The 25,431-nt window shown below is 50.8% G+C and carries 24 protein-coding genes and 1 riboswitch; of the genes, 21 read left to right on the plus strand and 3 right to left on the minus strand.

The features are described 5' to 3' along the window. Positions 1 to 133 precede the first annotated feature (133 nt). The 5 genes from IEW48_RS13465 to IEW48_RS13485 all read left to right on the plus strand — a co-directional run bounded on the left by IEW48_RS13465 (position 134) and on the right by IEW48_RS13485 (position 6,388). Entirely contained in the window at positions 134 to 1,021 is an 888-nt protein-coding gene (locus IEW48_RS13465; protein ID WP_007506433.1) for a DUF1028 domain-containing protein, read from the plus strand. 168 nt (positions 1,022 to 1,189) lie between these two features. Then, complete coding sequence (locus IEW48_RS13470) at positions 1,190 to 2,566, plus strand: tryptophanase (RefSeq protein WP_188624198.1); 1,377 nt, start codon at positions 1,190 to 1,192, stop codon at positions 2,564 to 2,566. A gap of 92 nt (positions 2,567 to 2,658) precedes the next feature. Next, positions 2,659 to 3,894: an MFS transporter gene (locus tag IEW48_RS13475; protein ID WP_188624199.1), complete on the plus strand. Its 1,236-nt coding sequence runs from the start codon at positions 2,659 to 2,661 to the stop codon at positions 3,892 to 3,894. After that, complete coding sequence (locus tag IEW48_RS13480; protein WP_188624200.1) at positions 3,894 to 4,688, plus strand: DUF2797 domain-containing protein; 795 nt, start codon at positions 3,894 to 3,896, stop codon at positions 4,686 to 4,688. Before IEW48_RS13475 ends, IEW48_RS13480 begins: the two co-directional genes overlap by 1 nt. Positions 4,689 to 4,702: 14 nt before the next feature. After that, on the plus strand, positions 4,703 to 6,388 hold the full coding sequence (locus IEW48_RS13485; RefSeq protein ID WP_188624201.1) for a plasmid pRiA4b ORF-3 family protein: 1,686 nt from the start codon (positions 4,703 to 4,705) through the stop codon (positions 6,386 to 6,388). On the opposite strand, the gene IEW48_RS13490 is transcribed toward IEW48_RS13485, so the two are convergent. Beyond that, positions 6,363 to 7,799, minus strand: coding sequence for a sigma-54 interaction domain-containing protein (locus IEW48_RS13490; RefSeq protein ID WP_229704055.1), 1,437 nt, complete (start codon positions 7,797 to 7,799; stop codon positions 6,363 to 6,365). The genes IEW48_RS13485 and IEW48_RS13490 overlap by 26 nt on opposite strands. A 260-nt stretch (positions 7,800 to 8,059) precedes the next feature. On the opposite strand from IEW48_RS13490, the gene IEW48_RS13495 reads away from it, so the two are divergent. The 16 genes from IEW48_RS13495 (at position 8,060) to gcvH (ending at position 23,651) form a co-directional block, all read left to right on the plus strand. Then, the gene (locus IEW48_RS13495) at positions 8,060 to 8,977 is read left to right on the plus strand and encodes a proline dehydrogenase family protein (protein ID WP_188624202.1); all 918 of its coding nucleotides are present in this window, start codon (positions 8,060 to 8,062) and stop codon (positions 8,975 to 8,977) included. A gap of 60 nt (positions 8,978 to 9,037) precedes the next feature. Next, on the plus strand, positions 9,038 to 10,585 hold the full coding sequence (gene pruA / locus IEW48_RS13500) for an L-glutamate gamma-semialdehyde dehydrogenase (RefSeq protein ID WP_188624203.1): 1,548 nt from the start codon (positions 9,038 to 9,040) through the stop codon (positions 10,583 to 10,585). A 377-nt stretch (positions 10,586 to 10,962) separates the two neighbouring features. Continuing rightward, positions 10,963 to 12,465, plus strand: a complete 1,503-nt coding sequence (gene putP / locus IEW48_RS13505) for a sodium/proline symporter PutP (RefSeq protein ID WP_188624204.1) — start codon at positions 10,963 to 10,965, stop codon at positions 12,463 to 12,465. 156 nt (positions 12,466 to 12,621) lie between these two features. Next, positions 12,622 to 12,832, plus strand: a riboswitch (cobalamin riboswitch). Positions 12,833 to 13,143: 311 nt separating this feature from the next. Next, on the plus strand, positions 13,144 to 14,166 hold the full coding sequence (locus tag IEW48_RS13510) for an ABC transporter substrate-binding protein (protein WP_188624205.1): 1,023 nt from the start codon (positions 13,144 to 13,146) through the stop codon (positions 14,164 to 14,166). Next, positions 14,129 to 15,187 carry a FecCD family ABC transporter permease gene (locus IEW48_RS13515; protein WP_371874881.1) on the plus strand — a complete coding sequence of 353 codons (1,059 nt, stop codon included), beginning with the start codon at positions 14,129 to 14,131 and terminating at the stop codon, positions 15,185 to 15,187. Before IEW48_RS13510 ends, IEW48_RS13515 begins: the two co-directional genes overlap by 38 nt. Beyond that, complete coding sequence (locus tag IEW48_RS13520; protein WP_188624207.1) at positions 15,184 to 16,677, plus strand: adenosylcobinamide amidohydrolase; 1,494 nt, start codon at positions 15,184 to 15,186, stop codon at positions 16,675 to 16,677. Before IEW48_RS13515 ends, IEW48_RS13520 begins: the two co-directional genes overlap by 4 nt. Further along, a complete protein-coding gene (gene cbiB / locus IEW48_RS13525; RefSeq protein WP_188624208.1) occupies positions 16,678 to 17,676 on the plus strand; it encodes an adenosylcobinamide-phosphate synthase CbiB in 999 nt (332 codons plus the stop codon). It abuts the gene before it with no gap. A gap of 125 nt (positions 17,677 to 17,801) precedes the next feature. Beyond that, a complete protein-coding gene (gene cobD, locus IEW48_RS13530) occupies positions 17,802 to 18,908 on the plus strand; it encodes a threonine-phosphate decarboxylase CobD (RefSeq protein WP_188624209.1) in 1,107 nt (368 codons plus the stop codon). Continuing rightward, complete coding sequence (locus IEW48_RS13535) at positions 18,905 to 19,456, plus strand: bifunctional adenosylcobinamide kinase/adenosylcobinamide-phosphate guanylyltransferase (protein ID WP_188624210.1); 552 nt, start codon at positions 18,905 to 18,907, stop codon at positions 19,454 to 19,456. Before cobD ends, IEW48_RS13535 begins: the two co-directional genes overlap by 4 nt. Further along, positions 19,435 to 20,238, plus strand: a complete 804-nt coding sequence (gene cobS / locus IEW48_RS13540) for an adenosylcobinamide-GDP ribazoletransferase (protein ID WP_229704056.1) — start codon at positions 19,435 to 19,437, stop codon at positions 20,236 to 20,238. The genes IEW48_RS13535 and cobS overlap by 22 nt, the downstream gene beginning before the upstream one ends. After that, on the plus strand, positions 20,190 to 20,933 hold the full coding sequence (locus IEW48_RS13545; protein ID WP_188624211.1) for a histidine phosphatase family protein: 744 nt from the start codon (positions 20,190 to 20,192) through the stop codon (positions 20,931 to 20,933). Before cobS ends, IEW48_RS13545 begins: the two co-directional genes overlap by 49 nt. After that, positions 20,858 to 21,307 (plus strand): bifunctional adenosylcobinamide kinase/adenosylcobinamide-phosphate guanylyltransferase, encoded by a 450-nt coding sequence (locus IEW48_RS13550; RefSeq protein WP_188624212.1) that lies wholly within the window; start codon positions 20,858 to 20,860, stop codon positions 21,305 to 21,307. The genes IEW48_RS13545 and IEW48_RS13550 overlap by 76 nt, the downstream gene beginning before the upstream one ends. 45 nt (positions 21,308 to 21,352) lie before the next feature. Next, positions 21,353 to 22,198, plus strand: a complete 846-nt coding sequence (locus IEW48_RS13555) for a histidinol-phosphatase HisJ family protein (protein WP_188624213.1) — start codon at positions 21,353 to 21,355, stop codon at positions 22,196 to 22,198. After that, a complete protein-coding gene (locus IEW48_RS13560; RefSeq protein WP_188624214.1) occupies positions 22,195 to 22,776 on the plus strand; it encodes a cob(I)yrinic acid a,c-diamide adenosyltransferase in 582 nt (193 codons plus the stop codon). The genes IEW48_RS13555 and IEW48_RS13560 overlap by 4 nt, the downstream gene beginning before the upstream one ends. 90 nt (positions 22,777 to 22,866) lie before the next feature. Next, the gene (locus tag IEW48_RS13565) at positions 22,867 to 23,229 is read left to right on the plus strand and encodes an arsenate reductase family protein (RefSeq protein ID WP_229704057.1); all 363 of its coding nucleotides are present in this window, start codon (positions 22,867 to 22,869) and stop codon (positions 23,227 to 23,229) included. A gap of 35 nt (positions 23,230 to 23,264) precedes the next feature. Beyond that, on the plus strand, positions 23,265 to 23,651 hold the full coding sequence (gene gcvH / locus IEW48_RS13570; RefSeq protein ID WP_007506409.1) for a glycine cleavage system protein GcvH: 387 nt from the start codon (positions 23,265 to 23,267) through the stop codon (positions 23,649 to 23,651). 126 nt (positions 23,652 to 23,777) lie between these two features. On the opposite strand, the gene larC is transcribed toward gcvH, so the two are convergent. Together larC and larB are read right to left on the minus strand one after the other, a co-directional pair. Next, positions 23,778 to 24,515, minus strand: a complete 738-nt coding sequence (larC, locus tag IEW48_RS13575) for a nickel pincer cofactor biosynthesis protein LarC (protein ID WP_188624215.1) — start codon at positions 24,513 to 24,515, stop codon at positions 23,778 to 23,780. A 6-nt stretch (positions 24,516 to 24,521) separates the two neighbouring features. Further along, entirely contained in the window at positions 24,522 to 25,271 is a 750-nt protein-coding gene (gene larB, locus IEW48_RS13580) for a nickel pincer cofactor biosynthesis protein LarB (RefSeq protein WP_188624216.1), read from the minus strand. Positions 25,272 to 25,431: the final 160 nt, after the last annotated feature.

Consider the following 25,431-nt stretch of genomic DNA (forward strand, 5'->3'; position numbering starts at 1 on the left):
CGCACCCTAGGTCTGTAAGATATCCACAAAACTGAAAAAGGATGTAAGGGATTTTGTCGAAAAATATTTTTTGGACACCCCTGAGAGGCCGAAAAGCCTTGATAGATCAACATTTCTAGAGGGAGGATCCCCTTTGCAACTGACAAAAGATTCAAAACATCTGGTAGCTACTTTTTCCATTGTGGGCTTTGATCCAGAGACGCAAGAGTTGGGTATTGCTGTTCAATCCAAGTTTTTGGGTGTTGGAGCGGTTGTGCCTTGGGCCAAAGCGGGCGTAGGCGCGATCGCGACCCAGTCCTTTGCCAACACCTCTTATGGACCTAAAGGGCTGGCTTTGCTGGAATCAGGTTTATCTGCCCAGGAAACACTGGATAAGCTGGTGGCAGAAGATGAGGGACGGATGATGCGGCAGGTGGGCATTGTAGATGCACAAGGCAGAGCGGCCACTTTTACAGGGGATGCCTGTTACGAATGGGCCGGGGGTCAAACAGGTCCAAACTACGCTGCACAAGGTAATATTCTGGTGGGCAGAGAAACCGTGGAAGCCATGGGGCAAACCTTTGAACAATCCCAAGGTTCGCTGGCGGAGCGGCTGCTTCAAGCCCTTGAAGCGGGGCAAAGAGCTGGCGGTGACAAGCGCGGGCAACAGTCTGCAGCCTTGCTGGTGGTAAAGGAAAAAGGCGGCTATGCCGGGTTTAACGACCGGGCCATTGATCTGCGCGTGGATGATCATCCTGAACCAATCAAAGAACTGTTCCGCTTGTACCATTTGCATCAGTTGTATTTTAACAAGCCTAAGCCAGAGGATATTGTTCCCATTGAGGGTGAAATACGTGAAGGGTTGCTGAACGGCTTAAGGCGTTTGGGCTACCTTAAACCGGAAGCGCGTGATTCCGATGCGGAGCTTTTCCAGGCGCTGACCGCCTTTATTCATACGGAAAACTTTGAAGCAAGGGAGCAGGAGAGAGGTAAAATTGATTTGGCGGTATACCGTTATTTACTGAGAAAAGCGGATGCATAGTTTTCAAAGTGTTTTATTGTTTAATATAAAACAGATAAAATGGAATTAAGATGGTGTCCGGCGTTGTTTCTGCTAAGCACAGAAATTGCCAGAGGCACTGTTGATGAGGTGAGATCCCCTTGTTGAGCTGAGCGGAGCAGAGCACTTTGAACAAGGGGGTATTTTTTTATGTATCAAGCAGAACCGTTTAGGATCAAAATGGTGGAACCAATTCGCCTTTTGCCCAGAGAAGTACGGATACAGAAGATGGAGGAGGCTGGGTACAATCCTTTCGCCTTACAGTCGGCTGATGTGTTTATTGATCTGTTGACCGACAGCGGGACTGGCGCGATGAGTGACCGGCAATGGGCAGCGTTGATGAGGGGAGATGAAGCTTATGCCGGCAGCCGCAGTTACCAGCACTTAAAGGAAGTGAGCCAACAGCTGTTTGGACACCGTTATATTTTGCCTGTCCACCAGGGCCGGGGAGCGGAACAAGTGTTGTTTCCCTTGTTAATCAACGAGGCTAAGCCGTTGGTGTTGGGCAATATGCACTTTGATACCACCCGTGCTCACATTCAATTGGCTGGCGGGGAAGGCATCGACTTGGTGATTGAGGAGGCCTACCAGAGCGCGAACCCTCATCCGTTTAAGGGTAACATTGATCTCACCCAGTTATCCGCCTATCTGGAAAAAGAAGGTGACCGTGTGGCCATGATCATTATGACCGTCACCTGCAATGGGGCGGGTGGGCAGCCTGTTTCCATGGCCAACCTGAAGGAGGCTTATCAGCTAGCCCGGAAGTATCATGTTCCGCTTATTTTGGATGCGGCCCGCTTTGCTGAAAACGCCTATTTTATCCGCCAGCGTGAAGAAGGGTATACTCACAAAACCATCGCGGAAATTGTGAGGGAAATGTTCCGCTATTGTGATGGGTTTACCATGAGTGCTAAAAAGGACGGATTGGTCAATATCGGCGGTTTACTGGGCATTAAGGAGAACGAGGAGTGGGCTTTAGAGTGCCAAGCCAGGCTGGTCGCCTATGAGGGGTTTCCCACCTATGGCGGTTTGGCCGGGCGGGATATGGAAGCCTTGGCCGTGGGCCTGACCGAGGTGATCGAACCGGAATATCTTGAACAGCGGATCGGACAGGTGAGGCGCTTAGGTGAGGATTTAATCAAGCGAGGGATTCCTATTCAGCAGCCGGTGGGGGGCCATGCGCTCTTTGTTGATGCGGGTCAGGTGTATCCCCACATTCCCAAGGACCAGTTTCCGGCCCAGGTCCTGGCTTTCCAGTTGTATATGGCAGCGGGTGTCCGGGGAGTGGAAATTGGCTCTTTACTTTACGGCCGCCACCCTCAAACCGGGGCAGATGGATGCTCACCGGTGGAGTTTTTACGTCTGGCCATCCCCAGGCGCACGTATACGGATAACCACATGCGCGTGGTGGCTGAGGGTCTGTCAGCAGTGATGGAAGAAGCCGGGCAGCACAAGGGGTTACAGTTGGAATATGAAGCCCCCATTCTGCGCCATTTTACAGCCCGGTTAAAGCCCGTTTCTTTATGATGATAGACAAAACCTGAGCTGCTATGATAGATTGACAGATAGTAATAATTTATAGAAGGAACAACTTTACTTGGAGAGAAAGGGGCTGTCAAATGGGAGAAAGTCTACAGGCCACCGAACAAAGCAGTAAACAATACACGCAACCTGCACCGGATCAGACGACTAGCCCCAACCAGCCTACTTACCGTTTTGTGGTGCTGGTGGTGATGGTGGGTATTGCCGGCTTTTCCCAGGGCATGTTGTTGCCTGTCCTGGCCGTGATGTTGGAGGGCATCGGTGTCCCTCCGGCGCTTAACGGATTGAATGCCGCCGCCCTGTACATTGGTATTCTGCTGGCCTCGCCTTTCATTGAAGCACCGGTGCGCAAATATGGCTACAAACCGGTGATTGTGACCGGATTAACGCTGGTGTTGGTTTCTATTATTCTATTTCCTTTTTGGCAAGTGTTTTGGTTCTGGTTCATGCTGCGGGTCATTGTCGGCATGGGAGACAATATGATTCACTTTGCCACTCAAGTGTGGATCACCTCCACCAGCCCGCCTGAGAAAAGGGGACGCCAGATTGCCATTTATGGCTTGGCCTTTGGATTGGGATTTGGCATCGGCCCCTTGATGATGCACCTGTTAACCATTAATGAACTGTTGCCTTTTGTTGTGGCGACGGTCACCAATGTTTTAGCCTGGCTGATGCTCATCACGCTGCGCAATGAGCGGCCGGAGTCCCATGTAGAAACCGCATCCGGTCTTGGGACTTGGCAGCGTTATCGCATTGTGTTTAAGCGTTGTTGGTTTGCGTTGTTGCCTTGTTTTGGGTATGGGTTTTTGGAGGCTGCGCTGCATGGCAACTTTCCGGTTTATGCTTTGCGGTCGGGGATAGATATTAGCTGGAGCGCGATCCTCCTGACTTCGTTTGTAGCTGGCAGTCTAATCACACAATTGCCGCTAGGAATTTTAAGCGACCGTATTGGGCGCCGTCGCTTGCTGTTGATCGTCACCGGAACGGGGGCGTTAACATTTATCAGTTCGGTGCTTGTAGAACATAATATGTGGTTGCTGCTGGGCACTTTTGCCATTACGGGTGCCCTGATTGGCTCCTTGTTCTCACTGGGCATTGCCTATCTGGCTGATCTGTTGCCCAAAAGTCTTTTACCCACGGCCAATGTGCTGGCTGGCATTTGTTTTGCTATAGGCAGCATTGTCGGTCCGCTCGTTGGGGGATTATTCATTCAGTGGTTTGCCAAGGGCAGTCTGTACTATGCGATTGGGGGCATGCTGTTGTTTATCTTCATCAGCGGTCTGGGATTCAAGGAGCAAAGGAGGTTCACCTGATGCAGGCAAGCGGTATGATCAAGGGTTTGAGCCATGAATACGGGGATCCCATTCAATACTATTTGGCCTTGGGGGAGGGGACTCTTCCCCTGAACCAAGTGTTGGGGGAAGCGCTTCGCCTTCAGTTTACAGGTGAAATAGAGTGTGTCTATTGCGGGCGTAAAATTAAAAAAACGTATAACCATGGTTCGTGCTATGTCTGTTTTAAAAAGCGGCCTGAAAATGATTTGTGCATTGTCAAGCCCAGCCTGTGCCATTTTGAAGAAGGGACATGCCGCGATGCGGCGTTTGGAGAACAGCACTGCATGATCCCCCATTATGTCTATTTGGCTGTAAGCAGTGACGTGAAAGTGGGGTTAACCCGTAAGAACAATGAGCTGAAGCGTTGGGCTGATCAGGGAGCCATCAAAGCCATCCCCATTGCCGAAGTCCCTAACCGCAAAACAGCGGGAGAGCTGGAAGAGGCCCTGGCTGATTATTTGCCGGATAAAACAAACTGGCGCAAAATGCTCAAGGGTGAAATTAACGATGTGGATCTCAAGCAGGTCCGGGACGAAGTGTTAAGGCTTGTGCCGGAGTCTTTTAGGCATTATATCCTGACTGAAGAGGAAATTGTCCAATTGACCTATCCCGTTCTGGAAGAAGTGGGTCAAATCAAATCTTACAATTTGGACAAGCAGCCTCAGATTGAGGACCGGCTGATCGGCATTAAAGGCCAGTACCTGCTGTTTGCTGGGGGCGTGATTAATATCAAGAAGTACTGTGGGTATCATGTGCATGTGAAGGTTGTCTAAACAGGAGGGATACGATGATTTATGAGCTGAAAATAAGGTTAAAAGGATCCAGACCACCAGCGTGGTGTCGTATACTGGTAGACCGGGAGATCACCTTTGCCCAGTTACATCATATCATGCAACTAGTGATTGACCCTGATGACATCCATTTACACCAGTTTGAAGTGCGGCATATTCCTGAGTCCAAATGGGAGCAACTTGAAAGCAAGTTTGACAGACAGGATGATGATTGGCTTGGTTCACTTCCCCCTGGTGGGGATAAGGTGCTGATTGGCAGTCAGGAGATCAAGGGAATTGATTTGTTCGGACAGACTCTCGTGTTGGATGAAAAACAGGAAAAGCTGGGAGAATGGCTGCCAGAAGTGGGAGACACTTGTGTCTACACCTATGATTTTGGTCTGGGGTGGCAATATGTACTGGAAGTCAAAGCTGTTCTGGCTCCACAAAGGAAAAAGGTCTATCCATACTGCACGAAGGCCAAATGGCTTCCTGAAAAGGACAAGACGGCCAATCTGCAGTGGCAGAAAAAGTTGAACAGGACTTTTGCCCAATGGGAAAAAGATTTAAACAGTCCCCAATTTCTACTGCAAAAGGCCCAAATGTCTTCAGATTCCTCATGGCCGGACAGAACTGCCCAGACAGCGGAGGCAGATGAACAGGATCTTATCTGGCGCCAGCTGTTTGAAGCGGCTAATCAGTATAAGGCGCTGGCCCCATGGCAATGGATGTCTGATTTAGATAATTTCGCTATCGTGGACGGACAAACGGGACAGACGGGTTACTGTTGTGTGTTAGGTGAGGGCGCTGGTGTGTTTGGTTTCCTTGTATTATTGGGTGACCAAGGTTTGCGTTCGCTGATTGTCATCCAACACGAACTCGATTCAGAGTTGGATCTGTTTCTGATGCAAAGAGGTCTGATACTTTCTTTTGAAAACCGCAACAAGTTGACTGACCCTGATTACCAGTTGATCAAAAGGTTGGGGTTCAAATACAGGGGAAGGCATCAATGGCCGGTATTCAGAGATTACACACCTGGATTTGTCCCCTGGTACATCAATGAAGATGACGCCCGGCTTATGACCCGGGTCTTACACCAGGCCATCCACGTTTGCCAACGGGTTAAAGAATATCCAGTCTTGTTAGACACACCAAAGAACACCATGTTTGCCCGTTTATCTGTTAAAGAGGGAGAAAGCTGGGTCTGGCAGGATGGCACTGTGGATGTTAGTGTGAACTTAGGGACGTTAGAAGAAGCGTACCGCCAGACCTTGGTGCAAAAAGCACAGGACCGCTTGGATCAGATCGCTTGGCAGAGGGTGCGCAAACGTTATCAACGGCGAAAGCACAAACTGATTTGCCATGTTGATTATATGCCCACACCTGTGCAGGAGCGCAAAGGGGAGCGTCCCTATTTGCCCACTTTGTCGTTGTTTCTTGATGGGAAAAATGGAATGATTATCAGCTATGCCTTAGCTCACCACGATGATGAACTTGAGAAGTTGCACGCAGAATTATACCGTTTAATTGAGCGATTGGGTTATATTCCTGACACGATTCTGGTCGGTGGAGATAAGGCTTATGCCTACTTACAACCTGTTTGCCAACTGCTAAGGATTAAATTAGAAAAGCGGTATCTGCCTGTGCTGCAAGAGGTGAAATCGTTGATCGCAGAATTTAATCCTCATTTGTTTTCCAACTAATCCCATACGCCTTCAACTTCTTATATAAGGTTGCCCGGGAAATGCCCAGTTTTTTGGCTGCAGCACTTTTGTTGCCGTATGTTTCTTGCAAGGCTTGTTCAATGCGCTGTTTTTCCAATGCTGCTTTCTCTGCTTGCAACGGATGTTGGTTGACGGTGGCAAGATGTGTCATTGGTTTGGTTACCAAGGCGGATGGACGGCCGGCTTTGGTTTCGGCGACAGGAAACAGGCGGCGGACATCCTCTTGGTTGATTTGGTTACCGTCTGTCAAAATAATCAAGCGCTCCACCACATTGCGCAGCTGGCGGATGTTGCCTGGCCAGTGGTACTGGAGAAACAGGGCTATCACCTGGCTGTCCAAAGAAGGGGTTGGCTTCTGGTACTTGGCCGCAAATTCATTGACGAACATTTGCACCAGCTCCGGGATATCTTCCAGCCGCTCGCGAAGGGGAGGGATAGACAGCGACACCACATTGAGGCGGTAATACAAGTCTTCCCTGAAAGAGCCTTCAGCTACCATTTGCTCCAGGTTGCGGTTAGAGGCAGCCAGTACCCGGATGTTAACGGGAATGGGTTTCGTTCCCCCAATACGGTACACTTCCCGCTCTTGCAAAACGCGCAACAGCTTCACTTGCATCTCCATGGGCAGTTCCCCAACTTCGTCCAAAAAGAGTGTCCCGCCATTGGCCAACTCTATCTTCCCTTTTTTTCCTTCTTTTGTTGCCCCGGTAAATGCCCCTGCTTCGTAGCCGAACAATTCACTTTCAAACAAGGCAAGAGGGATGGCGCCGCAATTGATGGGCACAAAGGGCTTATGATGGCGCAGGCTGGCTTCATGGATGGCCCGGGCAAAAAGTTCTTTGCCCACGCCGCTTTCCCCAGTAATCAGTACCGTGGCATCGGTTTTGGCTACCTTCATTGCCAGCTGGATGGCCTCCTGAATGGCACGGCTTTTTCCTTTGATCCGTGAAAAGGGGCTTTCCGCATGGTTTTGAGAAACCGCGCTTTTGAGTTGATCAAGCTGCAGGGAAGCGTCAGACAACTCCTCATTTAACTTCACCAGTTGGGAGATGTCCTGTTCCACAGCAATCGCCCCGATTAAGCGTCCCTCGTCATCATATACAGGCGCGGAATTAATTAAAACATGTTTATCCGGGCGGGGACGGTGGTAAATACTTCTTACCGGCTGTTCTGTTTCCAGCATTTTGAGCACCACCAGATCCTCTTGGCGGAAGAAATCTTTAATCTTTCTGCCAATAATCTCTTCCTGTTTGATTTGATAGGTTCGTTCCGCCGCCATATTCCAAAATAATACCTCCCCCTCCACATTGACCATGGTAATCGCTTCATTGCTTGTGTACTTTAACACTTCTAAAAAATAACGGGCCTGCTTGTCCATGCGTGGATCCATGTTGCTCGCCTTCCTTTCAGCCGTATAACAGCAAAATGTCTCATAAATTAACACAATGTATACAAAAATGTAAACAAATTAAACACCATATGTCAATAAGTAAATACAAAAGTGGTGGCAGATCATAGGATTTTGACACTTTGGTGAACCTAATAAAGCTGGCATGTATTTTGCAAATAAAAGAGTGAAAGTTTTTTTAACATCCAGACATGGGGCGGTGATGATCATACCTCCCCATTGGCGGAAAAGGAGGGGACAACATGGAACAAGCGCTGAAAAACTTTTTCCTGTTTATGGCCAAAAACAAAACATTTAATCGGTTGGCCAAAAAATATGGTTTGGCTTTGGGGGCCCGCCGTTTCGTGGCCGGGGAAACCTTGCAGGACGCCCTCGGCGTGGTTCGCGAGCTCAATGACAAAGGCTTAATGGCCACCGTGGATCATTTGGGGGAATTTGTCTTACATGAACAGGAAGCCAATGAAATGGCTGAGCATTGTATTGCTGCCCTGGAAGGGATGGCCCGGGAAAAACTGGACTGTAATCTCTCCCTTAAACTGACATCCATGGGGTTAGATATATCCAAAGAGTTATGTTTGGCCAACATGCGCCGCATTATGGATGTGGCTCAGAAGCTGGGCATCTTTGTGCGCATCGATATGGAAGATTACGCCCATCTGGAAGACACCCTGGACATCTTCAAAACTTTGCGCCAAACCTATGACAACGTGGGTACGGTAATCCAGGCCTACTTATATCGCAGTGCAGATGACGTAGAGGACCTGGCGCGGTTGAACTCCAATTTACGCTTGGTGAAGGGAGCCTATAAAGAGTCTCCTGAAGTTGCTTATCCCGATAAACGGGACGTGGATGAAAACTTCAAAAAACTGATTCGCCTGCAGTTGGAAAATGGCTGTTACGCTGCTGTCGCCACACATGACGAGGAGATTATCGAGTTTACCAAACAATGGGTGAAAGAGAACAACATTGCCAACGACCGGTTTGAGTTTCAGATGTTATACGGTATCCGTTCTGAGCTGCAGCTGCGCTTGGTTGAGGAAGGCTACCGCGTGCGTGTCTACGTGCCCTATGGCAACGACTGGTACGGCTATTTTATGCGCCGTCTGGCGGAACGGCCGGCCAATGTCGCTTTTGTCCTAAAGGGCATGTTTAAAAAATAAAGCTTATATAATTGCTTTCACGAAAAACCCATTAAAAACTTTGAAGAGAGGATGGTTCCCATGTTAGAAGCATTTAGACCAGAACCTTTCACCAATTTTCAGGATGAACAGAACCGGGCTGCTTTTCATGCTGCGCTGAAAAAAGTGGAGGAAGAACTGGGGAAGGATTATCCGCTGATTATTGGCGGGGAACGGATCACCACAGAGCAGAAAATTGTATCCGTTAACCCTTCCAAGAAGGCGGAAGTGGTCGGACGCGTCTCCAAAGCAGACCAAGCTTTGGCCGAAAAAGCGATTCAAACGGCTGCGCGCACCTTTGAAGAGTGGAAACGGGTGCCTGCTGAGGCCCGGGCCCGTTACCTGTTTAAAGTAGCGGCCCTGTTGAGACGGCGCAAACATGAGTTTTCCGCCTGGCTGGTCAAGGAAGCAGGAAAGTCATGGGTCGAAGCGGATGCAGACACAGCTGAAGCGATTGATTTCCTGGAGTATTACGGCCGGGACATGATCCGTCTGGCTCAGCCGCAGGAGCTGACCCGTTTGCCTGGTGAAGATAATGAGGCTTTCTACATTCCGTTAGGCGTGGGTATTGTCATTCCGCCCTGGAACTTCCCGCTGGCCATTATGTGCGGCATGACTGTTTCATCCATTGTCACCGGTAATACAGTCGTGTTAAAACCGGCCAGTGCCACTCCGGTGATCGCCTATAAATTTATGGAGCTGTTAGAGGAAGCCGGGCTTCCTGCTGGTGTGGTCAACTACTTGCCAGGAAGCGGTGCCGAAGTAGGCGATTACCTGGTTGAACATCCCCAAACCCGCTTTATTACCTTTACCGGATCCCGGGATGTAGGGTTGCGCATCAACGAACTGGCCGCCAAGCGTTCCGACAAGCAAAAATGGATCAAGCGTGTGGTGGCCGAAATGGGAGGCAAAAACGCCGTCATTGTAGACAAAGAGGCTGATCTGGAAGCGGCTGCCCAAGGCATTGTGGTTTCCGCTTTTGGCTTCTCGGGCCAAAAATGTTCTGCCGGTTCTCGGGCGATTGTTCTGGAAGAAGTGTATGATCGGGTTCTGGAACTGGTCGTTGAAAAAACGAAGCAGTTAAAAGTGGGCGATGTGAGCAATCCTGATGTTTTTACAGGCCCAGTCATTGATGAAGCGGCCCAAAACAAGATCCTGGAGTACATTGAAATCGGCAAGCAGGAAGGCCGTTTGTTGGTCGGGGGTGAAAAGGGTTCTGACGAAGGTTTCTTTGTCCAGCCGACCATCTTTGCCGATGTGGATCCCAATGCCCGCATTGCCCAGGAAGAGATTTTCGGTCCGGTGGTGGCCTTTATCAAAGCCAAAGATTTTGACCACGCTTTAGAAATTGCCAACAACACCGAGTATGGTTTAACCGGTTCCGTCTACTCCCGCAACCGTTTCAATCTGGAAAAGGCAAGGGAAGAGTTTTATGTCGGCAATCTGTATTTCAACCGCAAATCGACCGGTGCCATCGTCGGCGTCCATCCGTTTGGCGGCTTTAACATGTCCGGCACTAACGCCAAAACAGGGGATCAGGATTATCTCTTAAACTTCCTATTGAAAAAAGCCGTTTCTGAAGTTTTGTAAGGTACGAATGTACTAATGTTAAAATAAATGCGTAAAAAATGGTTATTACTGTAATTTCAGAAAAACACTATATGCATATAAAAAAGTGATATAATAAGGTTGGAGAGCAACCCCAGAGGTGCTCTCCAATCCCCACTTTTTATTCGCAAGATGCAGAATTTTTTCAGGAAAAGATTAAGCCGGTATTTTAGGTTTAGGTATGGGGAATAGGGTGTGTATAAATGTTATTAATAACCTTAATTGGACAAGAAAGGAGAAGAGAGTATGGAAGCGTTTTCCCTGACGCCAGCAACCTGGTTTTGGCTGGTTGTGCCTATGCCCTTGTTAATTGTCTGGGCCATTTGGACGTATGTGAAAGAGGGAGGGAGTGAAGAGTAGTGAGTGCAACCTATTTGACGTTTCTCGCCTATCTCATCGGAATGTTAATTATTGGGATTTATACGTATCGCCTGACCAATACTTTATCCGACTATGTTCTGGGGGGAAGAAAATTAAACAGCTGGGTGGCAGCCTTGTCGGCTCAGGCCAGTGATATGAGCGGCTGGTTGCTCTTAGGCTTGCCCGGTGCTGCGTATGCGTCAGGAATGGGGATGTGGAGCATCTGGATCGCGATTGGTCTGGCGACGGGAACCATGATTAACTGGCAGTATGTAGCCAAACGTTTGCGCCGTTATACGGAAATCGCCGGTGATGCCATCACGCTGTCAGAATATTTTGCTAACCGCTTCAAAGACAGAAGCCAGTTGTTGCGCGTCATTTCTGCGGTCTTTATTTTGGTTTTTTTCCTCTTTTATACGGCTTCCGGTCTTGTGGCGGGAGGCAAGCTGTTTGAAGCTACTTTTGGTATTGATTATTCAACCGCGTTGATCATCGGCGCGCTGGTGATCGTGGGCTACACCTTCCTGGGCGGTTTTTTGGCGGTAAGCTTGACGGACTTTGTCCAAGGCACATTGATGTTTATTGCGCTGCTTGTGGCCCCTGTTGTGGCTATCAGTTATGTCGGCGGTGTTGATGCTCTGTTTACGAAGATCGGTGCAGCCAATCCGGACCTGTTAGATGTGGCAGCCGATGTGAACTTCGTTGATGGTGTGTGGGAATCGGTCGGCACCTTAAGTGTGGTAGGGATTATTTCCGCTTTGGCCTGGGGATTGGGTTATTTTGGGCAGCCCCATATTTTGGCCCGCTTTATGGCTATCCGCTCTGACCGGGATATTCCTGCGGCACGGCTGATCTCCGTGATCTGGGTGGTGATCACTTTATATGGTGCCATCATCGTTGGTTTTGTGGGCATAGCCATGTTTAGCGGTGATCAGGCCTTGGCTGACCCCGAGACCGTCTTCCTGGTCATGGTGCAGACAATCTTTAACCCGTGGGTAGCGGGTATACTCCTGGCTGCTGTTTTGGCTGCCATTATGAGTACCATAGACTCTCAGCTTCTGGTTTCTTCAAGTGCCCTGACGGAGGACTTTTACCGTACCTTTTTCCGCCGCAACGCAACAGAAAAAGAGCTGGTGTGGATTGGGCGTTTGGCGGTTCTTGTGATTGCCCTTATCGCCCTGATGTTAGCCTGGGATAAAGACAATACTGTTTTGGGTTTGGTGGCTTATGCCTGGGCTGGATTTGGTGCCGCATTTGGGCCGGCAGTCTTGTTCTCCCTGTTCTGGAAGCGGATGACCGGAGGCGGTGCGATGGCCGGTATCATTTCTGGCGGTTTAACCGTGATTTTGTGGGAGTACACACCCTTTGAACTGTATAGCATTGTGCCTGGGTTCATCATCTCTTCCATCATGATCGTGCTGGTCAGCTTGGTGGATCAGGAACCTTCCCAAGAAATTCAAGATGAATTTGAACAGGTCAAACGTCCGCTACAACAACGTTAACCTAGCCCTGTACAATTGTTGAAGAAAAGCATGAGCAAGGTGTATAAACAGTCATAGCGAGTTTTTGATTTACAACGGCTGCAATCTTCACTATAATAGACTTTGCAACTAATAGATTTGCCATGTCATAGATGGGCAACACTTGCCAGCGGAAAATATATAATCTCGCAAATAGGTGCCTTGAGCGCTTTTCCTGTAAAGAAAAGCGCTCGGGTTAAAAGGGAAGCCCGGTGAAAGTCCGGCACGGTCCCGCCACTGTGAGCGCAGAGCCCGCTTCAATCAAGCCACTGTGAGCCTTGGCTCATGGGAAGGCGAAGCGAGGCGAGGAAGCGTAAGTCAGGAAACCTGCCTATTTGCTGGATTAAGTATCCTTCGAGGAAAAGGATGCTTAATATAGCGCTTGTGCAGTTTCAGGGGCAGAGGCACGCTGTTCTTCCGGAGCTCCTTATGTTCGAACAGACGGTGCCGTTGTGGCTAAACCCCTTATCTGTTGTTAATCAATGGGTGTCAGGTTTCATGGCCTTAAGGAAAGGATTGCCACACAAACTCCTGTGACTGCTGACGCAAGCCTGCTATTTTAAGTCAACACCTTATCCTTGAAGGATAAGGTGTTTTTTCATGTCTGGATCTCTTCCGCACATGTGTTGCCAATCATCACAAACCAAAGGGGTGTCAGAGATGTTACACATCAACTGGAAAAAGTTAGGATTATTAGCCGTTATGCTGACCTTGGTCATGGTTGTAGCCGCAGCGTGCGGAACGGCAACCGGTGGGGATAACGGTGCTGAGCCGGAAGAGGCTGTAGAAGGCAAGGAGCAAGAAGCTCAAGAAGAAACTGAGAAAAGCCAAGCGGAGTTTCCGGTGACCATTGTGGATGGTGCAGGAAACGAGGTGACAATTGAGTCTGAGCCAGAGACCTTGATCACGATGATCCCCAGCATTACCGAAACCGTATATGCCTTAGGTGTGGGGGATAAAGTCATTGCAGTCGATGATTTTTCCAATTATCCGGAGGAAGCCCTGGAGAAAGAGAAAGTGGGCGGCCAAGAGATCAATGTGGAAAAAGTGTTAAGTTTAATGCCTGATGTGATCTTTGTCACCGAATACCATCAGGCGAACCATGCTGATGTGCTGGATCAGTTTAAAGAGGCTGGTATCACGGTTGTGGTGATTGACACCAGTGCCACACAGTTTGAAGATGTATACGAATCGATTCGCCTTATTGCCCAGGTGACCGGTACGGTTGAAGAGGCTGAACAGCTTGTCAGTGAGCTGGAAAGCCGCTTGGCTGAGATTAAAGCTCAGACGGAAGCCGTAGAGGAACCTAAAAAAGTGTGGGTAGAAGTGTCGCCCCGTCCCGATATTTACACGCCAGGCACAGGCACCTTTATGCATGAAATGCTGGAAGCGATCAATGCCATCAATGTAGCGGCCACTGCTGGTGTAGAGGGATGGGCCACCTTAACCGAGGAGGAGATCGTTCAGCTTGAACCGGATGTGATTATTACCACTTATGGGTACTATGTGGACAATCCGGTGGAAGAAGTGTTAAGCCGTGACGGATGGGCTGAGGTGCCTGCCGTTCAAGAGGAGCAGGTGTTTGACGTAGACAACGATACGGTGACCCGGCCGGGACCACGCATTATGGATGGGGTGGAGACCCTTGCCAAACTCATTTATCCAGAGATTTTTGCTGAATAAGGGCTGGCTGTATATTTTGAGCGGAGGGTTGGCCGTGGCGGCCGCTCTCCTGGCCCTGTTTGTCAGCAGCGTTCCCGTTCCGGTGAGGGACATTGTGCATATTATCCTCCACCAGCTGACCGGGTTGGCGTTAGCGGATGATATTCCGCCCAATGTGAAGATGATCATTTGGGAGATTCGCCTGCCCAGAGTGTTGCTGGCTTTTGGGGTGGGTGCCGCTTTGGCTCTCAGCGGGGCCGCTTTTCAGGGCTTGCTGCGCAATCCGCTGGCTGATCCTTACACCATTGGTGTTTCCTCCGGTGCGGCCTTGGGGGCAGTGCTGGTTATTTTTTTTCAATTCAGTTTATTCGGCTTGTTTACCCTGCCTCTGTTTGCCATTCTGGGCGGCTTATTTGCTTTGCTGATGGTGTTTGGGCTGACCCGTTTGTCCGGGAGAGGGCTGGCCATTGAAACCATTGTGCTGGCCGGCATCATTATCAGTGCTTTTATCGGGTCGTTTATCTCCCTGATTATCGCTTTAAGCGGTGAGGAGCTGCGCCATATCTTGTATTGGTTGTTTGGCAGTGTGGGTATGAGAGGATGGCGTTATGTCCTCTTATTTCTGCCCTTTCTGCTGGTGGGCGCGGTGCTGTTGCTCCTTCACCACCGGGACTTGAATGCCCTGGCACTGGGGGAAGATTCAGCCTCCCATGTCGGGGTGGATGTCCACCGCAGCAAACTGTGGATCTTGACCGGCGCCTCCCTTTTGACCGGATCGGCAGTGGCGGTGTCTGGAACCATCGGTTTTGTGGGGCTGGTGATTCCCCATGTGGTCCGCCTGGTAGCAGGGCCTGATCATAAGCATGTGCTTCCGCTGTCCATTTTGATCGGCGGCAGCTTTTTGGTTTTGGCCGACTTGCTGGCCAGAACCCTGATTGCGCCGCGGGAATTGCCGGTTGGTGTGATTACGGCGTTGGTAGGTGCCCCGGTGTTTGCCTTCCTTCTGATCAGAGAACGGGCCGGAAAGGGGTTTTTAAGATGATGGAACTGCGTCAGGTGAGCGGGGGTTATGAAGAATTTAAGGTTCAAGAGGTTAATCTCACCTTGCGCCAAGGGGAGTTTTTTGCGCTCTTGGGCCCCAACGGCAGCGGCAAATCCACGTTGCTGAAGCTGATGACCGGGGTGTTACCGCCGGAAAGCGGAGAGATTCTTTTAAACGGCATTCCCCTGGACCGTTACGGCAGCAAAGAAAAGGCGAAGCTGGTCAGCGTGCTGGGGCAAGAGGAGCATGTCGCTTTTGATTTCAGTGTGGAAGAAATTGTGGCCCTGGGCCGCTATCCCTATCAGCGCGGTTTAGTGAATTGGCACTCGGCCCAAGATGAACGGGTGATCAGGGAAGCGATGGCCGCCACTGATGTGGAGCGCTACCGCCAGCAAGCCTTTCGCCTGTTAAGCGGAGGAGAAAAACAGCGGGTGCTGCTGGCCAAAGCGTTGGCCCAGGAGCCCCAGTTGCTTTTCCTGGATGAGCCGACCAACCATCTTGATTTAAAGCACACTTTCAGCCTGCTCACCCTGTTAAAAGAGTGGCAGCGCACGAAAGGGTTGACGGTATTTGCCATTTTGCACGACCTGAATGTGGCCGCTTTGTATGCCGACCGGCTGGGCCTGATGAAGGACGGCCGGCTGCAAGTGGTTGATGATGTGCATGTGCTGAAAGATGAGGACCGCATTGAACAGACGTACAGGGTGCAGGTAAATGCCCAGGCCCATCCCCGGCTGGATAAACCCCAGTTTATGCTTACCCCTGATGAAGAGCAGGGCCCGAGCTCTCTCTCCCTGTTGGAGAGTTATCATTTAACACAGGATCAGCAGTTGTTGCACATCAGCTTTGACCGTCCGCTAAAAGTAATGGCCAACAGCGTGTGGGGAAGCGGAATCAATTGGGCCTCCCATTTTTGCAATTTCCATGTACCCAAACAGTATCATTGTGCCAACCCGCAAGCGGACATCAAGCGCTGGCTGGAAGAACGGGACATTCCTGTCCAACAAGCTGTGGGCATGATGACGGCTGTGGAATTAAAAGATTACGCGCTTGTGGCGCGGGAAGCAGCCCCCTATCAACTGCTGGCAGTCGTCACAGCGGGGGTAGGCAATGCGGTGGATATTTCCCAAACCCATGACCTGAACACGCTCAGCCAAATCGGAACCATCAACACCATGGTGTTTATTGATGGCCATCTGACAGACGGCGCTTTCGTTAACGCGGTGATGACGGTCACAGAAGCCAAAACAAAAGCATTGCACACCCTTAAGGTCAAAGACAAGGCCACTGGAACCATAGCCACCGGCACCTCGACGGACAGTATTGTGATTGCCGCCACCCAGCAGGGGGAGCCCACCCCTTATGCCGGTTCAGCCACGGTGCTGGGCAAAGCACTGGGCCAACTGGTTTACCAGGCTACGCTCCAAGCGGTACAAAATTATTGGCGCAGCATGTCAACCACAAATTTGGGGAAAAGGCAGGACGGGTAAATGCTGAGCGGACTGAATCCCTCCTGGACTCATGTGCTGGTGGTGATCGTCGGAGCGGTCGGGCTTGATCTTGTGCTGGGTGATCCCCGCCGTTTTCCCCATCCGGTACGCTGGATGGGGCGCCTGATCGCTTATCTGGACCGGAAGTGGAACAAGGGAAGCGCCCGCAGGTTAAAGGGAATAGGGCTGTTGGTTACAGTGGTCTGTACCGCGGGCGGGTTAAGTTGGTTTAGCGTATGGGCCGCATACCGGTTGCAACCGGTATTAGGGGTTGTGCTGGAAATATCCCTGGTTTGGTCATGCATCGCCATTAAAAGCTTGCATCAGGCCGCTATGGACGTTTACCGGCCGCTTAAAGCAGGTCAGCTAAAGCTGGCCCGGTGCAAACTGGGAGAGATTGTAGGCCGGGATACAGAGCGTTTAAGTGAGAAGGAAGTGGCCCGAGGAGCGGTGGAAACAGTGGCTGAAAACAGTGTGGATGCCATTACGGCCCCTTTGTTCTGGACCCTGCTGGGCGGAGCGCCCCTGGCGATGGTTTACCGGGCGGTCAACACGCTGGATGCCATGGTCGGCTACAAGCATGAACGCTACCGGGAATTTGGCTGGGCTTCTGCCAGAATGGATGATGTGTTTAACTGGCTGCCAGCCCGTTTAACCGCTATAGCCATGTGGGGGGCCGCCTGGACGCTCCGTTTCACCCCCATCCCACGGGAAGGGTGGATGGTCAGGACGAAGGGGGCGTGGAAGGTCACCTTCAGGGATGCTCCCCGGCATCCCAGCCCCAACAGCGGGTGGCCGGAAGCGATGATGGCCGCCCTCCTGGGCGTCCAGCTGGGAGGCACCAATTATTATCAAGGGGTTCCTTCTCACCGCCCGGTCTTGGGTGAGGCGCGCCGGCTCCTTACAGCCGATGACATCAGCCGCAGTGTGTGGGTGATGCACGGCACATGGCTCTTGTTCAGCACAATGCTTCTTCTTGTCTTATGCTTATGGGGTTGAATGGGCAGGTAAACAGTGGGTGTCAAAAAAGGAGGACTATCTAATAAGAGTCCCCGCAAACGGTCCGGCCGGAGTATGGGCAGCCTTCAGCACCCATTTTGTGAGTCTGGAAGGGAGGAAAAATTGTGCAATGGCCAAGTCACGGCGGACAGCCTGAGCGTCTGAGGAAGATGTTCGGGTTAGCTGCCGCCCGTCCTGTTTTGGATTTCAGCGCCAACTTAAATCCGTTGGGTCCTCCAGATGATGTGCCAGAGCTCTTGGCTAAGGCATTTGATCAGGTCCGCCGTTATCCTGATCCGCACTACGAAGAGCCGCGCCAGGCCATCGCCCGTGCGGAAGGGGTGCCAGATGGCCAGGTGCTTTTGACCAACGGCGGAGCGGAAGCCATTTTTCTCGTAGCCCATTGGTTACAGGGGAAAAGAGCCTTGTTGGTTCACCCTACATTTGGAGAGTATGAGCGGGCCTGCCGGCAGCATGGGCTTAAAGTGACGTCTTTGTTTCTTGCTAACCCGCCTTGCTTTGAATGGCCCCTTGAGCAGATTGTGGAACACCTGGCTGATGCGGATGTCCTATTTGTGGCTCATCCCAATAATCCAACAGGCACTATGCTTCGTCCTTCTGCACTGCATTTGATTCTGGAAGCGGCCCGGCAGCATGACTGTTATGTGGTGATTGATGAAGCATTTGTTGATTTTTTGCCCCAGCACGCCTCCTGCACACCTTGGTTAAGGGAGCATCCCCATTTGATTCTGTTGCGTTCCCTGACCAAAATGTTCACCATTCCCGGACTCAGGCTGGGATATGTTTTGGCAGATGAGGCCGTCATACGGGAGCTGGCCGAGCGGCAGATGCCCTGGAGTGTGAATGCTCTGGCAGCCAACTTGCTTCCTCACTTGTTGGCCAACCATGAATTTATAGCGCGCACCCGGCGCTGGCTGGCTGTTGAAACCGATTACTTAAAATCGTCTTTGTCAGCTTTGGGATTTGAAACCTCCCCTTTCAATGCCAATTTTTATTTGGTGCGGGATGGCAGAGCAGGCCGCTGGAGTAAGGAAAAAGCGGTCACAGAAGCGGAAAGATTGCTGGCTTTTCTGTTAGGCCGGGGGATTGTGGCCCGCCACACGCACACTTTCAAAGGCTTGGAGGGCGGATGGCTCCGTTTGGCCGTTCGTTCCCGGGAGGAAAATGCTCAGCTTATCAGGTCCCTTTCAGATTGGATGGAACAATCATGATCATCTTCATTTCAGGAGGCGCCCGTTCAGGTAAAAGCAGCTATGCCGAGTCCCTGTGCATGCAGTTGGCCAGACCCGGCACACCCCTGATTTATCTGGCCACTGCCCGTCCCCTAGATGCAGAAATGAAACAACGGATCAGGCGCCACCGCCAAGGGCGTGCCAGATGCTGGCAAACCGTAGAAGAAGGAAAGGATCTGAACCGGGTCTTGAAGCACTGTGCAAGAGGGAGCATCGTCCTGGTCGATTGTTTAACCATTTGGCTGAGCTTTCTGTTATTTGAAGAGGGGCTGCCAGTGGTGCACATTCTGGCCAAGGCCAGACGAATGCTGGCCACAGCCCGCCAAAAACAACTGACGCTGGTTTTGGTTTCCAACGATGTGAATGAGGGGATTCCACCTGCTGATCGTGAAGTGGCACGCTACATCTATGCCTTGGAACGATTGCATCGCCTGTGTGTGGCCGAAGCGGACCACGCGATTCAGGTGGTGGCGGGGCAAGTGCTGAGCTGGAAAGGAGAACAGCGATGGACGGGAAGCGAAGCGTGAGCATCAGGGAGATGGGGGACGGCATACTTATCGCCTTTCAATTTTTAACCACATTGCCGCTGCCTGGCCGTCCAGAGTGGCAGCCGCACATCTTAAACTGGGCTTTAAGGGCGTACCCGCTGGTGGGACTTGTGGTGGGCGCCCTGCTCGGCAGTCTGGTTTTACTCCTTGGTCCGTTTGCGCCGGTATGGGTGCTCACTTTGGTCCTGCTCACGGCCTGGATGGTGCTGACCGGGGGATTGCATCTGGACGGCTGGATGGATGTGGCTGATGCCATCGGTTCCCGGGCTCCGCTGGAGAAAAAAATAGCCATTATGAAGGATCCCCATGTAGGCAGCTTCGCGGTCGTTGGCCTGTTGTTGTTGCTTGTGTGGAAGGCCGTTTTTCTGTTTGGTCTGGTGGATATTGGGCTTCAGCGCGGGCAGCCGGGTGCGCTCATGGTGATGCTGATGGCTGTTCCCGCCCTTTCCCGCTGGGGGGTGCTGGTTTGTTTGGGACAGCTTAAGCCTTTCAGACAGGAGGGACTGGCCTGGTTGTGGCACCTCAGCCTGAAAAAAAGGGATCTGGCCTGGGGGTTCGTGCCCCTTGGGGTGCTGCTCTGTTTTCAACCGTGGCTCATTCTGCTGTTTGTCAGTTACCTCCTTTTTCTGGCGGGATGGATCTACTGGTGCAAGAGACAATTTGGCGGTGTCAACGGGGATTTGTTAGGGGCTGCGATTGAGGGGGGCGAGTTATGGGGACTGTTTACGCTGTTCATCTTTATCTGGTCCGGCATGGCGTGACAGAATGGAACAGACAAGGACGCTACTACGGACAAACCGATCTGCCTTGCCTGCCTCATATGTGGCATCTGTTTGACGGGTTGAAAAGCAGGCTGGCCGGACTGGTCTTCGATCAGGTGTATAGCAGCGATTTGACCCGCTGCCGGCAAACCCTCGACTATCTGGCTCCCTCAGTGGCCAAGAGTGCCTGTTATGATCACCGTTTGCGGGAATATCACTTTGGCGCTTGGGAGGGCCGAACCCATTCGGATCTGGAACAGGACCACCTGTATCAGGCGTGGTTAAACGACATGGAATCCGTAGCCCCTTCAGGGGGAGAGAAATGGGCCCAGTTTAAAGGCAGAATTGATCAGTGGCTGTCGGAAGTGTTAACAACCAGCGGCCAGAAAGCGGAACAGAGCCACCTTGCACCAGGGGAGAGCGTTCGTGGTTATCCTGACTCTCTCCAGGTTCCTACTGCCGCACAGCATTGTCCGGTACGGATTTTAACGGTGACACACGGCGGGGTGATCCGCTACCTGTTATCTCAATGGGGTGTCACGTCCAGTATGTGGGAAGCCCCCATCCACACGGGGCAGGCTTATGTACTGGAATTGAGCCGGGAAAAAGGGGGATGGAGATGTACTGCATCGTGGGTGGAGCCTTCTCCGGCAAGCGGGCCTTTGTCCGGTCATGCACACAAGGCCAGAAGCTGAGCTGGGTTTCGGCCTATCAGGGTCACGACTGGCGGGACTGGCCTAACCGCTGGAGCGAAAAGACGGTGCTGGTGATGGAAGGCTTTGAGGTGTGGATCAAACAAGCCTTGGACCAACAGCAGAATCCGAAGCACATCTTGGATAGCTTTCATGCCTTGTTCAGCCAGCTGCAAGAAGAAGAAGCGAGGAGGCGCCTGGATGATAACCAAAGCGCCGTTTATCTCATCATGCTGGAAATGGGCCGGGGCATTGTCCCCCTTTCGCCAGAAGAACGATCATGGCGCGACTTAAGCGGCTGGGTGGCTCAAAGCGGGTCGGCTGCCAGTGAGCATGTGTATATCCTTTGGCATGGCTTGGCTCAACAGCTAAAATAAGTGTAGAATTAAAACTAATGAGTGAACAATAGAAAGGAAATGGCCATGTTTGACTATCATGTGCACACCTCATTTTCAGCCGACTCTAAGCTGCCCATGGAACAGGCTTGCCAGGCGGCTGTTGACAAAGGTGTAACCGAGATTGCCTTTACTGAACATTTGGATTATTATTATCCTAATTGTCCGCTGACGTTTGAATTTGATTATGACGAGTATGCCTGCGCCGTGGATGAGATGAGGGACCGGTTCGGCGGCCGGCTTTATATCTTAAAGGCGGTGGAGATCGGCTTACACTCCTCTGTCAAGGAAAAAAACGAGCAGTTTGTGCGGGGCCATCAGTTTGATTTTATTATTGGTTCCGTCCATATTGCGGATGACCTTGACCTGCACAACGGAGATTATTTTAAAGGAAAAAGTTTAGATGAAGCCTTAGAGCTCTATTTTGAGACGGTGTATGACTGTGTGCGGGACAATCCTTATTTTCATGTGCTCGGCCATCTGGACCTGATCAAACGTTATGTCCATTACTTGCAAGCAGATCCTGCCTGTATTGACTGGCGGCGCTATGACCAGCTGATCGGGGAAACCCTAAAACAGTTGATCAAAACGGGGCGGGGCATAGAAGTTAACATGTCCGGTTACCGTTACAAGTTAAATTGCACTTTGCCGGAGCTCCCTCTCATTCGCTTATACCGTCAGCTGGGGGGAGAGATTATCACGGTGGGTTCCGATGCCCACCATCAGGCTCATATCGCCCACCATTTTGAACGGGCCTACAACCTGTTGGAGGAAGCGGGATTTAAGTATGTGACGGTTTATCGGGAAGGCCAACCGCATTTTGTACCCATAAGTAAGATGGGTAAGCTAACCGAAGGGGGAAGAGATTGGTGAAAATTTATACACGGACTGGGGACGAGGGACAAACCAGCATCGTCGGCGGCCGGGTCTCTAAGGCCAGTGAAAAAGTGGAAGCTTACGGGACGGTGGATGAGGCCAACAGCTTTGTTGGGGTGGCCATTGCCCATCTGCCTGAAGAGGAGCACGAGATCCGGGCAGAATTGGAAAAAATCCAGCATGAGCTGTTTGACTGCGGAAGTGATCTGAGCAAAAAGGAAGGGGCTGAGCGTAAATATCCCTATAAGGTGACGGAAGAGATGGTCACTTTTTTGGAAAAACGCATTGATGCCTACGTGGAGGAAGCGCCGGACCTGGAGCGGTTTATTCTCCCTGGAGGAACCAAGGCGGCTGCCTATTTGCATGTGGCCCGGACGGTCGTCAGGCGGGCCGAACGGCAAACGGTGCGCCTGGCTGAGAAAGAACAGATCAATCCGAATGTGCAGAAATACTTAAACCGTTTATCCGATTATTTCTTTGCCCTGGCCCGGGTGATTAACCATCGGGCTGGGCATAAAGATGTGGAGTATGTACGCAGTGCCAATGTGTTTTCCCGTCGACGTAACAAGGAGTAGAGTGAGTGGTTAACGTGTCTGATTGGTACTGGCTCAACTTGGACAGGCTATATAAAGTAAACTGGACGATTGGTAAAGGAGGATTCTTGGATGGCAAAAGTCACGATCTATCACTACCCCCAATGAACATCATGCCGCAAAGCCAAGGCTTGGCTGGAAGAACACGGCTATGATCTGGATGTGGTGCATATTGTCAACGAGCCCCCGGACAAAGAAACCTTGCGCGAATTATGGCAAAAATCCGGAGTACCTTTAAACAAATTTTTTAATACCCGGGGTACCGTATACAAGGAATTAAACCTGAAAGAGAAGCTGCCTGATATGAGTGAAGAGGAACAGCTTGAACTTTTGGCTTCAAACGGCAAGCTGCTCAAGCGGCCTATTGTGACAGACGGCAACAAAGTGACGCTTGGGTTTCAAGAGAAAACATTTGCAGAGTCCTGGGGTTCATAGTATGATGAAAGCAAATGGTGATGGAGGTGTAAGGGATGAACCTGCCTAAAGAATTGAAATACAGTGAAGAACACGAGTGGGTTCGCGTGGAGGGGAACAAGGCATACATAGGGATCACTGATTTTGCCCAATCGGAGCTGGGGGACATTGTCTTTGTGGAACTGCCGGAGGCGGGTGATGAAGTTGAGCAGGACCAGCCCTTTGGCAGTGTGGAATCAGTGAAAACTGTGTCTGAGTTATATGCCCCGGTCAGCGGCAAAGTACTGGAAGTCAACGAAAATCTGGAAGATGAACCGGAACTGGTCAACTCCGATCCATATGGAGACGGTTGGATGATCGTGGTGGAAATGTCGGACACCAGCGAGCTGGACAAGTTAATGTCCGCTGAAGAGTACGAGAAAATGGTCACGGAAAATGACTAAGAGATGATTAAAATTGCCGTGCAGAGTGAGTGTTCTGCACGGTTTTTTAGACCATTTGAAAATAGATAAAAAAGCAGGGGGTGCTTTTGAAAGAGTTCCCCCTGCTTTTAAGTCTTTGTTCTTAATTTACTCAACTCGTTCACCTATTACAGCTCTTAGTACATTAGGATGGCCTTCGAAATCTTTTGTACCTGCCCCATAGCCGATCTGGGTGACAGTCATGCTTGGCATGGGGCCGAACGAGGTGCTCAATCCTTTAATTATAGCCGCCCCTGTGGGAGTAGTGAGTTCGCCATTTAGATCAGACTCTAAGATAGGCACACCTCGCAGAATTTCCAGTGTAGCCGGCGCCGGGACCGGATAACGGCCGTGATCAATGTGAATGGAGCCCGAGCCCACTACAACAGGGGAACTGAACACCTGGTTAATCTCAAGTTGATCAAGGGCAATTGCCACCCCAACAATGTCCACGATCGAATCAACAGTGCCAACCTCGTGGAAGTGTACTTTGTCGACACTTGTGTTGTGAATTTTCGCTTCAGCCTGAGCGATGGGTTCAAAAATCCTTATGGCCAGCTGTTTGGCCCGACCCGAGATTTGGGACTCCTCGATCATTTTTTTAATCGTGCTGTAATGGCGGTGATGAGCAGGAGGGGTGTCAGGATCAACCACAACATCTACCTTTTGGCTGTAGATGCCTTTTTTAAGCACACCTTTCCGCTCTAATTTAAATGGCTCAATAGGAAACGATTGCAGCTGTTGTTCAATAAGTTCTAAGTCCGCACCTAAATCGGCCAAAGCACCTAAAGTCATATCTCCGCTAATACCGGACAAGCTGCAGTCAAGGTACAAGATCGTAGACATGATATGTTATTCCTCCCCAAGTTGATTAATAAGCGATGCTGAGTAGGCTGCACCAAAACCATTATCAATATTGACCACTGTCACCCCGGAAGAACAAGAATTGAGCATGGTTAAAAGCGGTGCCAGTCCATTAAAATGTGCCCCGTAACCCACGCTAGTGGGAACAGCAATGACAGGCTGGTGGACCAAACCGCCAACTACGCTGGGAAGGGCTCCTTCCATCCCGGCAATCACGATCAACACGCGGCACTGTTTGATTTGCTCCAAATGGTGGAACAAGCGGTGAATGCCTGCTACGCCTACGTCATAAAAGCGTTTGACACGATTGCCCATAGCCAAGGCGGTTAATGCCGCCTCTTCGGCTACGGGCAGATCCGCTGTGCCGGCACAAAGAATACCGATGGCCCCTTTCGTTCGCGGTTCCAAGGGCTTGTCTGCATAATAAAGAATTCGAGCAGTGTGATCATAGCTCAATTCAGGTAGTGACTGCCTGACAGCGGCTGCTTTATCCTTTGAGACCCGTGTGGCTAAAATGATCTTATGTTGGGTCATTAAACGTTTAAAAAGTTCGACGATTTGATCTGCTGTTTTCCCTGAACCAAAAATCACTTCAGGAAATCCTTTACGCCGCACCCGGTGATAATCCACCTTGGCAAAACCTAGATCTTCGTAGCTTTTCAACTGTTCATAGGCCATCTCTGGACTGAGGTCTCCCGCTGCGACTTGGTGCAACAGATGTTTTAATTGATCTGGCATGTTACTCTCCCTCTTGTTGTTTTAGTTTTATTCTAACTCAACTTTCGCAGACAGAAACACCGAGTAAACCCTTGATATAATTGGGCAAACTCGACAAAAACTGATCGAAAAGCTCTTGAAACTTCTCTTCCGTAAGAACTAGAACTTCCCGTACCGCAGA

Origin of the sequence: Caldalkalibacillus thermarum, assembly GCF_014644735.1 — a bacterium.
In the GTDB taxonomy this organism is placed as follows: domain Bacteria; phylum Bacillota; class Bacilli; order Caldalkalibacillales; family Caldalkalibacillaceae; genus Caldalkalibacillus; species Caldalkalibacillus thermarum.